The 12,868-nt window shown below is 67.1% G+C and carries 7 protein-coding genes and 1 pseudogene; 5 read left to right on the top strand and 3 right to left on the bottom strand.

Going from position 1 to position 12,868, the window contains the following annotated elements:
* Positions 1-13 precede the first annotated feature (13 nt).
* Positions 14-631: a peptidylprolyl isomerase gene (locus ACT53N_RS13105; protein ID WP_476064312.1), complete on the bottom strand. Its 618-nt coding sequence runs from the start codon at positions 629-631 to the stop codon at positions 14-16.
* Between the two features lie 135 nt (positions 632-766).
* Entirely contained in the window at positions 767-937 is a 171-nt protein-coding gene (locus tag ACT53N_RS13100; RefSeq protein WP_476064311.1) for a hypothetical protein, read from the bottom strand.
* Between the two features lie 214 nt (positions 938-1,151).
* Between ACT53N_RS13100 and ACT53N_RS13095 the strand changes: the two genes are divergently transcribed.
* The 5 genes and pseudogenes from ACT53N_RS13095 to ggt form a co-directional block, all read left to right on the top strand.
* On the top strand, positions 1,152-2,804 hold the full coding sequence (locus ACT53N_RS13095; protein WP_476064310.1) for an MFS transporter: 1,653 nt from the start codon (positions 1,152-1,154) through the stop codon (positions 2,802-2,804).
* Positions 2,805-2,890: 86 nt separating this feature from the next.
* Positions 2,891-3,484, top strand: a complete 594-nt coding sequence (locus tag ACT53N_RS13090; protein ID WP_476064309.1) for an RNA polymerase sigma factor — start codon at positions 2,891-2,893, stop codon at positions 3,482-3,484.
* Positions 3,448-4,443, top strand: a complete 996-nt coding sequence (locus ACT53N_RS13085) for a FecR family protein (protein ID WP_476064308.1) — start codon at positions 3,448-3,450, stop codon at positions 4,441-4,443. The genes ACT53N_RS13090 and ACT53N_RS13085 overlap by 37 nt, the downstream gene beginning before the upstream one ends.
* A gap of 130 nt (positions 4,444-4,573) precedes the next feature.
* Positions 4,574-7,840: a TonB-dependent receptor gene (locus ACT53N_RS13080; RefSeq protein WP_476064307.1), complete on the top strand. Its 3,267-nt coding sequence runs from the start codon at positions 4,574-4,576 to the stop codon at positions 7,838-7,840.
* A 3-nt stretch (positions 7,841-7,843) separates the two neighbouring features.
* Positions 7,844-9,731: pseudogene (gene ggt / locus ACT53N_RS13075) on the top strand (gamma-glutamyltransferase); the annotation flags it as partial.
* A gap of 290 nt (positions 9,732-10,021) precedes the next feature.
* Here the strand turns inward: ggt and ACT53N_RS13070 are convergent.
* Positions 10,022-12,868 (bottom strand): M14 family metallopeptidase, encoded by a 2,847-nt coding sequence (locus ACT53N_RS13070; RefSeq protein ID WP_476064306.1) that lies wholly within the window; start codon positions 12,866-12,868, stop codon positions 10,022-10,024.

Below are 12,868 nucleotides of genomic sequence, written 5' to 3'. Positions count from 1 at the left end.
GGCGCCTTAGACATCACATCCGCTTCATGCTGATGATCTTCACCGGCGGGTTGAGGATCTGGCCCTTCATCGACGGGACGTTGGTCGGGCCGTCCGTGCGGCCGCTGAGGATCTTCTTCACGACGTCCATGCCTTCGACGACATAGCCGAAGACGGCGTAGCCCTGGGCGGCGTCGCTCTTGCCGGGTTTGGCGTCGAGATAGGGCTGGGGGCTGGCGCAGATGAAGAAGTCGGCGGTGGCGCTGCCGGGGGCGTCGCGGCCCATCGAGATGGCGCCGGCCTTGTGCTTGAGGCCCGTCTTCAGCGTGCTCTCGTGGGCGATCGGCGGGGCGCGGCGGGAATAGGGCTTGGGCTGGCCCTGGATCGAGCCCTGGCCCGGCGCGCCCTTGGCCCGGTTGGCGCGGAAGAACTGGCCGCCGTCGAAGCGATGCTTGTCGACATAGCGCAGGAAGTTCTCCGAGGTGATCGGGGCCTTCTTGTCCTCCAGCTCGACGACGATGGTCCCTTTGTCGGTCTGGATGGCCACGCGCGGCTTGCCGGCGGCGAGGGCGGGGGACGCTGACAGCGCCAGGGTCGCCAAGGCTGCGACGCCAGCCAGGATCGCTCGGCGGCCAGGGATCGAAGAAGTCATGGAGGCGCTCACGGCATCGAACGGGATGCCGATGCTTAGCGCGACTTGGGCGATCTCGTCGACGGCGTCGCGTGGAACGGTTCGCGGCCCGATTGGGGGATGTCGGGCCGCGATGTCACCGATCACACGGACCTGTCAGGCCCAGGTGTCGACCCGCGAACCGGTTCCGGCGGCCGGGGTCGCCTTGGGCGCTGGGACCTTGGCGCGATCATCGGTGTCGCCGTCGCGCTCGGGACCCCGTTCCAGGGCTTCCGGAGGGCGGGCGGCATAGAGCGACGCGACAGTGGAGAGGCTGGAGACGTTCATTCTGAACTCCTGTGTGGGCGAGACCCTCGTCTCGTCGCATGTCAGGACGCCATGCCGGTTGCGCCGCCTCAAATACCGAGGTGCGGCGCGTTGTCGCGAAAAAAGTGACCGCTACCATAATTCCCCATCGCAAGACTCCCGTTCGCTGAGCTAGGGTCTCGCCGTTGGGGCGACCGCAGACCACATGCGGCGTTGATGAGGGAAGGGAAGGCGTATGGGGGCTGAAAGCCAGGCCGCTCCGGGCAAGGGGCGCGACACGATGGTCGTGGGGGCGTCGTCGCTCGGCACGGTGTTCGAGTGGTACGACTTCTATCTCTACGGCTCGCTGGCGCCGATCATCACCAGCCACTTCTTCTCGGGCGTCAACGAGACCACGGGCTTCATCCTGGCCCTGCTGGCCTTCGCCGCCGGTTTCGCGATCCGGCCGCTGGGGGCGCTGATCTTCGGCCGGCTGGGCGACCTGTGGGGGCGCAAGAACACCTTCCTGATCACCATGCTCTTGATGGGGGTCTCGACCTTTGTCGTGGGCCTTCTGCCGTCCTACGCCCAGATCGGCGTGGCCGCGCCGATCGCCCTGGTGCTGATGCGCCTGGTGCAGGGCCTGGCGTTGGGCGGCGAGTACGGCGGCGCGGCGACCTATGTGGCCGAGCACGCCCCGCCCGGGAAGCGCGGCTTCTATACCAGCTGGATCCAGACGACGGCGACCATCGGCCTCTTCCTGTCGCTGGCGGTGATCCTGGCCGCCCGCATCCAGCTGGGCGAGGAGGCGTTCAAGGCCTGGGGCTGGCGCATTCCGTTCCTGGTGTCGCTGCTGCTGCTGGGCGTGTCGCTGTGGATCCGCCTGAAGCTGCACGAGAGCCCTACCTTCGAGCGCATGATCGCCGAGGGCAAGGGCAGCAAGAAGCCGCTGGCCGAGGCGTTCGGCAACTGGCCCAACCTGAAGATCGTGCTGCTGGCCCTGGTGGGCCTGACCATGGGCCAGGCGGTGGTCTGGTACACCGGCCAGTTCTACGCCCTGTTCTTCCTGGAAAAGACCCTGAAGCTGGACGGGGCCCTGGCCAACACCCTGGTGGCCGTGGCGCTCTTGATCGGCACGCCGTTTTTCGTGATCTGCGGCTGGCTGTCGGACAAGATCGGCCGCAAGCCGATCATCATCCTGGGCTGTCTGCTGGCGGCGCTGACCTATTTCCCGATCTTCAAGGCGATCACCACCTACGCCAATCCGGTGCTGGCCAAGGCTGAGGCCACCGCGCCGGTGGTCGTGACGGCCGATACGGCCACCTGCGCCTTCCAGTTCGACCTGATCGGCAAGGCCAAGTTCAACACCCCCTGCGACGTGGCCAAGGCCTATCTGGCCAAGGCCGGCGTCAGCTACAGCGTCCAGGCCGCGCCAGCGGGAACGCCCACCACGGTTCAGGTCGGCGGGGTCACCCTGAACGGCCTCGACGCCCAGGGAGCCACGGGCAAGGCCTTCGCCGACGCGCGCAAGGCCTGGGAGGCGGATCTCGGCGACCAGCTCAGGGCCGCCGGCTATCCGGCCAAGGCCGATCCGACCCTGGTCAACAGGCCCGCCGTGGTGGGCCTGCTGGCCTTGCTGGTGATCTACGTGACCATGGTCTACGGCCCGATCGCGGCGATGCTGGTCGAGCTGTTCCCGACCCGGATCCGCTACACGGCGATGTCGCTGCCCTATCACATCGGCAACGGCTGGTTCGGCGGCTTCCTGCCGACGACGGCCTTCGCGATCGTGGCGGCCACGGGGGATATCTATTCAGGCCTCTGGTACCCGGTGATCATCGCCGGGATCACGGCGGTGGTCGGCGGTCTGTTCCTCAAGGACACGCGCCACAACCGGCTCGAAGACTAGGCGAAGTTCGTTTGGCGCCCGGCGATGGGCCATCGCCGGGTTGCCATCGGCCGCCCTTTCGGCTTCGGTGAAGCTTGAGGGGAGCGTTGATGGCGCAAGAAGACGACGACAGGCGCGCCTGGTTCCGGCGGGAAATCCTGCCGCTGGAGCCGGATCTGCTGGCTTATGCCCGGCAGTTCTGCCGCGATGGCCAGACCGATCCGGAGGACCTGGTGCACGAGGCCTTCGCTCGCGCGATCGCCTGCAAAACCTGGCGCGAGATCGGCAATCCGGGCGCATTCGCGACCCGCATCCTGCGCAACTGCGCGCTGGATGCGCTGCGTCGCCGCAAGGTGCTGACCATCACGGCGGTGGCCGACTTCGACCGCATCGAGCCGCTGGACGAGGCGCCCAGCGCCCACGCCGTGCTCGAATCACGCGAGGAGCTGCGCCTGCTGGCCGACGCGATCGCCGAGCTGCCGACCCAGTGCCGACGCGTCTTCACGTTGAGAAAAGTTTACAGTCTCTCGCCGGACGAGATAGCGGTTCGGCTGGGTTTGTCCGTCTCTACTGTCGAGAAGCATTTGGTGAAGGGTCTTCGGTACTGTTCCGACAAGTTGGGACGACGTATCGGGCGTAAGAGTAAGGTCGACGAAGGACGCTCATGGAGCGCGAGACGGGATCACGACGCGAAGCGGTGAGGCAGGCCGCCGCCCTCTGGGTGGTCCGGCTTGACGACGCTGCGTGTTCCGCCGCCGACCGCGCCGCCTTCGAGGCCTGGCGCGACGAAAGCCACGAACACGAAGCCGCCTTCGAACGCGAGGCCGCCGCCTGGGCGCGGCTTGCGCGCCTGCGCGCCATGCGGCCGTCGGCCGAGCGGCTGGATCGTGACCTGCTGGCGCCCGAGCGGCGTCCGGTGTTGTCGCGCCTTGGCCAATCGACCTGGGCGCGGGGGATGGCGGCGGCGGCGGTGCTGGCCTTGTCGGTCGCCGGCGTGACGACCTTCGGCGGCGGTACGGCCTACGCCACGGCCATAGGCGAGCGCCGCGTCGTGGTGCTGAGCGACAACAGCCGCATCGAGCTGAACACCGACAGCAAGGTCGTGGTCCGTTATCGGCGCGGCCTGCGCGAGGTGCGCCTCGTGCGCGGCGAGGCCGTGTTCGAGGCGGCCAGCGACGCGCGGCCCTTCGTGGTGCGCGCCAACGACGCGGTCCTGCAGGCCGACGGCGTTTCCGAGCTGGCGGTGCGCCTGCGCGGCGACGGGGCCAGCGTGACCGTCAAGAAGGGCGCCGTCGCGCTCGATCCGCAGCCCGCCGAGCCCAAGGACGAGCTGCGCCTGAAGGCCGGCGTCGCGGCTGTCTATACCTCCACCGGAAGCCGCGCTCGGGCGATTTCCGAGGGCGAGATTGATCGGGTTCTGGCCTGGCGCCAGGGCGCGATCGCGCTGAACGGCCAGTCGCTGGAGCAGGCTGTGGCCGAGTTCAATCGCTACAATCGCCAGCAGGTGCGGATCGTTGATCCCTCGATCGCCGGCCTGCGTCTGGCCGGTTATTTCCAGACGACAGAGCCCCTCAGCTTCGTCGACGCCGTCACCAGCGCCTTCCCGGTTAAGGCCTCGGCGGATGGCGACGGCGACATCCGGTTGTCGCGCAAGGGATAGATCTCTCGCCCGGTGAGATTGCGGCTAAAAAAGTTCCGTCGCCACTGGCGGAAACCCGACATGCGTGCGTCGATCCTTCGAAGGCGGTCCTCCATGGGGATGGAGGGCGTCCCGAGGGGTAGATAAGAAAATGAGCACCAACACTCGTCGCCGCGCGGTTCGCGGCTTCCTGATGGCGTCGGCCGCCGTCCTGGTTCTGGCTGGCCCGGCGCTGGCGCAAGACGCCCGCCGCACGTTCAACATTCCGGCCGGCGACGCGGTGACCGCGCTGCAGACCTTCGCCAAGCAATCGGGCAAGCAGGTGCTGTTCCCGTTTGAGGCGGCTTCTGGCAAGCAGACCCCGGCTGTGACCGGCGATCTGGTCGACGCCGACGCTCTGGCCCGCCTGGCCAAGGCCGCCGGCCTGGTCGTGCAGTCGGACGACGGCAAGACCATCACGCTGCGCCAGGCGCAGGCCGAACGCCCCCAGTCCGCCAGCGCGGGGGCCGGCGCGACGAGTGAAGAGGCCCAGGTCGTTGAAGCAGTGGTTGTCGTCGGCTCACAGATCGAGGGCGCACGCACGACCGAGGCCCTGCCGGTCACCGTCGTCGGCGAAAGAGAAATCATCGCCACCGGCGCCGTCTCGGGCGACGAGCTCTTCCGCGCGATCCCGCAGGCCGGTGATGTCCAGTTCCAGGAAGCCCGGACGACGGGCAATCTGAATGACGCGCGCGGCGACGTGGCTTCGCTGAACCTGCGCAGTCTGGGCACCGGCAACACCCTGGCCCTGCTGAACGGCCGCCGCGCCGTGCTGGCGCCGGGCACTCAGACCGAGAACCTGGTGCCGGTGCAGACCGTCAACACCAACGCGTTCCCCGTCGCGGGCGTCAAGCGGGTGGAAGTGCTGCGCGATGGCGCTGCGGCCATCTATGGCGCCGACGCCGTGGCGGGCGTGGTCAACACCGTGCTCGACACCAAGTTCCGCGGCCTGCAGATGTCGGCCCAGTACGGCGGCTCGGAAGGCACGAGCTACCGCGAGGGCTCGTTCAACGTGAAGGCCGGCACGCGTCTGGAAGACGGCACGCGCCTGACCTTCTTCGGCAACTATACGGGTCGCAGCCGCCTGATGGCGTCGGAACGCGACTACTCGGCCAGCGAAGATCACCGCCCGCAAGTGGCCAACACCCCCTGGGTGGACAACACCACCTTCGACAGCCGCTCGACTTCCAGCCCTTGGGGTTCGTTCACCCTGATCCCGGCGACCACCGTGGTGCGCCAAGGGACGACGGCGCTGACGACTTCGGGCGTCTTCCATATCGAGCCGACCAGCAACACGGCGGCGGGCTGCTCCAGCACGGTGCTTACGGGCAATCTCTGCATCCGCTCCGGCACGATCACCGGGGCCAACAGCCGCGTGCTGCGCTATGACGAAAACCCCGACCGCACCCTGAAGGGCGGCGTCGAGCGCACCAACCTGTTCTCGACGGTCGAGCACGACTTCGGCGACATCACCGCCTATGGCGAGGCGGGCTACTATCACGCCCTGTTCACCGGCAGCCGCGAGCAGTCGGCCCCGCTCAGCACCGCGCCGATCAGCATCGCGGCGAACGCCTACTGGAATCCCTTCGGCCCGACGACTAGCCCCAACCGTCTGGCCAACCTGACCGGCGTGCCGACCACCGGTATCGCGATGAACATCACGACCTACCGCCCGGTCGACACCGGTCCGCGCACCTACACGGTGACGGACGACAGCTACCGCCTGCTGGGCGGGCTGAAGGGCGCGTGGAACGGCTGGAAGTGGGATTCGGCGCTGCTGTACTCCAAGGCCCGCACCAAGGACATGACGCACGACGCGATCAGCAACACCGCCTTCCAGGCGGCTGTGAACCGCACGGACGCGACCGCCTACAACCCATTCAACGGCGGCAGCCAGCCCAACTACTCGCTGGGCGATGGCACGCCCAACGACCGCGCGACGATCAACTCGTTCCTGATCAACGTCTATCGGATCAGCGAGACCTCGCTGACCCTGGCCGACTTCAAGATCTCCAAGAAAGACCTCTTCACCCTGCCGGCCGGGGACGTCGGTTTCGCCGGCGGTGTGGAGTGGCGTCGCGAGACCTATCTCGACGACCGCGACAAGCGCCTGGACGGCACGATCAAGTACACCAACAGCGTCACGGGCGTGACCTATGGCACCGACGTGATGGGCGCTTCTGGCGCGCCGGACGTCAAGGCCGACCGCTCGGTCGCCTCGGCCTTCTTCGAACTGGCCGTGCCGATCATCTCGCCCGAGATGAACATCCCGTTCGTCGAAGAGATCAGCCTGCAGATCGCCGCGCGCGACGAGGAATATTCCGACTTCGGCAACGTGCTGAAGCCCAAGGGCGCGATCTACTGGAAGGTCGGCCACGGCTTTGCGCTGCGGGGCTCGGTGTCCCAGAGCTTCCGCGCGCCGAACCTGCCGCAGTTCTACAGCGACGGCACGACGGTCTCGAACACCCGCACCGACTTCGCCGCCTGCCGGATCAACACGCCGACGGTCACCACCTGCCCGAGCGCCAGCACGATCGAAGTGCGTAGCGGCAACAAGAACCTGAAGCCGGAAGAGGCCGACAACGCCACGATCGGCTTCGTCTATCAGCCGACCTTCATCCCGCCGCAGTTCGGCAAGCTGACCCTGACCAGCGACTTCTGGTCGATCCGCGAGAAGAATATCGTCGGCATCCTGGGCGGCTATAACCAGATCGCCTATGACTGGCTGCTGCGCCAGAGCGGCTCTTCCAACCCGAACGTCGTCCGCGACGCGCCGGTGGGAACGGCCACGGTCGGCAATATCGCCTACATCAGCGACACCTATTCGAACCTGCAGCCGCGCATGGTGCAGGGCGCTGACTTCAGCCTCGACTACGATCTGGACGACACGGCCTGGGGCGACTTTGGCCTGTCGATCAACGTCGCCAAGCTCCTGAAGTACGATCAGGCGCCCAGCGCGATCGAAAGCCTGCTGCAAGAGGCGGTCGCGGCCGGCAAGCTGCCCGGCATCACGATCGCCAGCGCCGGCAACCAGATCCAGTTCGACGGCTTCCCCGAGTTCCGCGGCACCGCCAGCGTCTCGTGGCGCAAGGACGGCTGGGGCGCGGGCGCGTTCGTCAGCTATGTCGGCGAGGTCTATGACACCGGCCCGGCCCAGGTGAACGGCCAGTACTTCCCGATCAAGGATTGGACGACGGTCAGCTTCTACGGCCAGTACGCGTTCAAGGACGGCATGTTCGACGGTTCGACGGTCCGGGTCGGCGTGCGAAACGCGTTCGACAAGGATCCGCCGCTGTCGGCGTCGAACTTCGGCTACTCGGGCGCCCTGCACAACGCCACGGGTCGCTACTGGTACATGAACCTCACCAAGAAGTTCTAGTTCGCTCCACTCGTCCGGTCTCCCCGACAAACACAGGGGTCCAGATCGTAGGGCTCTGAGGCGTCAAGCGCGGCTCAAGCACAGCCTATGATCTGGGTCCCGGCGTTCGCCGGGAAGGTCGGGTCGTTGTTCAAGACCACCCAAAGAGGGCGTCGTGAAGCCTTTCCGCCTTATCTCCACCGGCCTGGCCGCGTTCGCCCTGGCGCTTTCGCCCTTCGTCTCTTCCGGGGCTCTGGCCCAGAAGAAGCAGCTACTCGAGTATCCCAGCATCCGCTCGCCGGTGGTGGGCGAGCGGGGCATGGTGGTCAGCCAGAACGCCATCGCCACCAAGGTCGGAGCCGACATCCTGCGCCAGGGCGGTAACGCCGTGGACGCCGCCGTCGCTACCGCCTTCGCCCTGGCCGTGACCCTGCCGCGCGCGGGCAATATCGGCGGTGACGGCTTCATGATGGTCCACCTGGCCAAGACCGGCGAGACGATCTTCATCGACTATCGCGGGACCGCGCCCAAGGCCGCCAAGCTCGAGACCTTCGTCGACGCGAACGGCAAGGAGATGGACGACGTGGCCTCGCGCGGCTACCGCGCGCCCACTGTCCCGGGCACGGTCGCGGGCCTCTACCTCGCCCATCAGAAGTACGGCCGCCTGCCGTGGAAACAGGTGGTCGAGCCGGCCTATCGCCTCGCCGCCGACGGCGTTGTGCTGACACCCGACGAAGCCTTCGTCTTTAGCTGGGGCAAGCAGCGCCTGTCCGAGAGCGAAGCGGGCAAGAAGGCCTTCTACAAGCCCGGCGGCGAGCTCTACCGCGCCGGCGAAATCCTCAAGCAGCCCGAGCTGGCCTGGTCTCTGCGCCAGATCGCCGACAAGGGCGCCGACGCCTTCTATCGCGGCGAGATCGCTAAACGGTTCGCCGCCGACATGAAGGTCCACGGCGGCCTGATCACCCTGGAGGACCTGGCTTCCTACAAGGCCGAGATCCGCCAGCCGCTCGTCGGCAGCTATCGCGGCTTGACGGTCAAGACCTCGCCGCCCGCCAGCGCCGGCGGGGCGACCTTGCTGGAAATGCTCAACATCCTGGAGACCTTCGACCTGACGGCGACGGGCCTGGGCTCGGGCAAGACCCTGCACCTGCAGGCCGAGGCCATGAAGATGGCCTATGCCGACCGCTATAAGTATCTGGGCGACACCGACTTCGTGAAGGTTCCGCTGCAAGGCTTCACGTCCAAGGCCTATGGCGCGGCCCGCGCCAAGCTGATCAATCCCGACAAGGCCACGCCCGCCAAACAGCTCGGCGCGGGCGATCCGTGGGCCTTCGAAAGCCCCAACACCACGCACTTTTCGGTCGCGGACGCGGAGGGCAACGCGGTCTCCAACACCTACACCCTGGGCGCGGATTTCGGCTCGGGCGTGATGGTGGCGGGCGCGGGCTTCGTGCTGAACAACCAGATGAACAACTACGCCCACGAAGCCGCGTGGCGCGCTCAGAAGGCCGGTGGTCCCGCGCCGCCCAACGCCCTGCAGCCGGGCAAGCGCGTGCTGTCGACCATGATGCCGACCATGCTCTTCAAGGACGGCAAGCCGTGGCTGATCACCGGCACGCCGGGCGGCAGCACGATCATCGACACGGTGTTGCAGGTCATCGTCAATGTCGTCGACTTCAAGCTGAACGTGGCCGAGGCCACCCATCAGCCGCGCATCTTCCAGGACGCCAGTGACACCCTGCGCGTCGAGCCGAACTTCAATCCTGACACCGTCGCCATCCTCAAGGCGATGGGCCACCCGATAACCTCGGACGAGACCATGGGCTCAGCCCAGTCGATCATGATCGAAAACGGTTTGTTCCTCGGCGGCGCCGATCCGCGTCGTCCCGGGGCGGAGGCGATCGCGCCCTGAGGGTCTACCTCCCCCCTTGATCTAAGGGGCCGCGATCTGTCGGCGCCGGAGCTGCCCCTCCGGCGCCGACTTCGTTTTGGGGGGTGTTTGATCTGGCGCAATGAGCGGGGCGGGCGGCTTGCGCACCCTCAATGGGGTCGTCGCCAACCCAGGTCCAGCCCCAGGCGACGGCTATCGTCGCTCCGGTCTTCGCCAACCGCCGGAGCGGCCGCAGTCTTGGTGCGACTCCAACCGTCCCAAGACGAACTCGGCGCCGGACGTCCCCGTCCGGCGCCGATCTTGTTTCAACCCTACTTCTTGCTCACCGCCGGCCCGTAGAGCAGGCCGTTGAACAGGAACTTGAACGTGCCCCACGACTGGGCGCGTTGGGTGATTTCGGGGCCGAAGGCGAAGACCTTGCCCTTGCCCAGGGTTATGTCGAGCATCGCCGTCGAGCCTTTCAGCCGCTCCTCGCCGACCGCCCAGCCGCTTCGCAGCGGTTTGTCGCTGTCGAACCAAGAGACCCGCGAAATCCCCTTGGCGTCGCTCTTGATGGTGAAGGTCGGGCTGCGGTCGAAGAACACGTCGACCTCCTCGCCCGAGCCATAGGCCAGGGGCTGCTTGGGATCGACCTTGGCCCTCAGGATCGAGCCGGGGATATAGAGCTCGCGGTTGGAGAGCGCCTTGAGCTGGCCGTTCTCGGTCTTGGCGGTGGCCACCTCGACGGGCGCGCCCAGCGCGGTGGCCAGGCGCGTCGAGGCGCCGATGGCCACGACCGTGCCGCCGCCTTTCACGAACTCGGCGATCTTCGGAACGGTCTTCTCGTCGGTCACGCGCCCCAGCCACGAGCGGTACTCGGCCGGAATGTCCTCAGGCTTGGGCTGGGGACCGCCGCGACCAGCCCGGAACGGACCGTCGGCCGGGGCCGGAACCACGCCGTCGGCGAAGACCAGTACGTCGAAGTCCTTGCCGATGTCGCCGGCGTCCAGACGCTGCGGGTAGACCACCTGGAAGGGCGCTTCGAACTGCTCGAACATCCAGCGGTTCCAGCCCGACGGCATCGAGCCGCCATAGACGTCGACCAGGCCGACGCGGATCGGCTTCAGCGCGATGGCGGCGCCCGAGGGCTTGGCGGCGACGGCGAACGCGTCGATCCCGAGGTCCTTGACGCTCTTGTCGATCACCGCCTTGGCGGCGGGGGAGGCGGGGACCCAGATCGCGCCGGCGCCGAAGGTCTTGCCGCTGGCCTTGGCCCCGTCCTTGAGCCACTGGACCTTGGCGCCGGCCTTCAGCAGGCGGTTGGTCAGGGTGAAGCTGGCGTTGGTTTCGTGGCTGATCAGCCAGCCTGCACCGCCCGCGCCCTTCACCGAGCCCGGCGCGACCTTGATAAGGTCGGGCACGCGCGTCGTCGGGGCTTCGAAGGCGTCCAGCACCCGGTCGAACTTGACGCCCATCTGGTAGGCCAGGGTGTAGCCCGTGACGTCATACGGCGCCTTGGGCGGACCGCCGGGATACTCGGTGTCGTGCGGGTGGTCCTGCGGCTCGAACATGTCCATCACGTGCGGGCGATAGGCCTGGGCCGTGCGCACGACGTAGGAGCCGGCGGGATAGCTCTTGCCGGCGACGGTGAAGGCCTTGTCGGCGACCTCGACATCGACGCCCGCCTTGATCAGCGCGTTCAGGAAGGCGACCACGGTGGGCATGTCGGCCTGATCCGAGGGCAGAATGAAGCCGCGGGGATCGCGCTGCTCCGGCGCCTGCATGATGGCCTTGTAAAGCGACGGATCCACCGCGCCCCGGCTTCCAGCCAGCGGCTTGTCCTTGCCGGCCGCCGCCAGCGCCTCGACCTTGGTCGGGGTGATCGTCCAGGTGTCCCGGCCGCCGCGCTTGATGCTGTTGTCGCCCATCTTCCAGATATTGAAGAGCAGGCGCTCGCGGTTGCGCGAGGCGTAGTCCAGCACCGAGCGGTTCAGGCTGGCCTGGTAGTCCAGCGTCTGCTGCAAGCGCCAGGTCTGCGGCGCGATCGGCGCGGGCCGGTCGTTGCTGGGCAGTTGCACGTCAGGCACCAGGTTGATCTGCGCTGGGGTCGGGCCGCCGGCGATCTCGGTCAAGAGGCCGATGGAATTGTGGAAGTAGGCGATCGAGCGCTCCATCCCGTTGTGCCAGGTGGAGTAGGGGGCGGCGCTGCGCGCGCCAGTGCCGGGCTTGTCCTCGGCCACCAGGCGGCTGTGCATGGCCATGCCGACTTCCTGCAGCATGGTCATGACCAGCGGGTCATAGTTGTGGTTGGCCGGATCGCGGAACGGCGGCACGAACACCACCATGCCGTTCGGCGCGGTCTGGTGCTGGTTGTAGACGATCTGCGGGAACCACTCGCGGAACAGCTGGCGATTGATGTTGGTCGTCTCGGCCATGGCTGACATGAAGCTGTCGCGGTTGTTATCGTGGCCGATGTACTTGTGGTACAGGCGCGGCAGCGAGCTGAACTCCCGCTTCTTCGGGTCCTCGTTGCGCATGTACCAGTCGGAGATCATCTCCATCCCATCGGGATTGTCGTGCGCGAACAGGATGATGCAGTCGTCCAGAAAGCGCTGGGTCTCGGCGTCGGTCGCTGTCAGCATCTGGTGGATGACCTGAAGCTGGCCTTGCGAGGTGACCGTCTCGTTGGCGTGCAGGCCCGCATCGATCCAGACCACGGCCTTGCCGTCGGCGGCCAGCTTGCGGGCCTCGGCCTCGCTGACGCCTTCGGCCTTGGCCAGCTTGCGGGCGATGGCCTTGTACTGGTCCAGCTTGGCCAGGTTGGCGGGCGAGGAGACGATCGCCATCCACTGGGTGCGGCCTTCCTCGGTCTTGCCGATGTCGACCAGCTTCATCCGGTCGGACTTGGCCGCCAGCGCCTTCAGATAGGCCTCATAGGCGGTGTAGTCGGCCAGGAAATAGTCGCTGCCGATCGGCTGGGCGAAGGCTGTCGCGGGCGAGGGGAGGTCGGAGGCGATCGCGCCGCCCAAGGCTCCGAAGGCCAGCACCACGCCCAGGGCCGCTCCGGCCATCACCGCATGTCGTCTCATTGATTTCGCCCCATAAGCCCTTGGCGCAACCTTGTGCGCGCGCCTTCGCCTCAATGACGAAGGAGGACCGGATTTCCGCCCCCGGAGCAA

Source organism: Caulobacter sp. DMC95 (assembly GCF_056313785.1).
The sequence above is the reverse complement of the archived record's forward strand: the minus strand, read 5'-3'. Positions and strand labels throughout refer to the sequence as shown.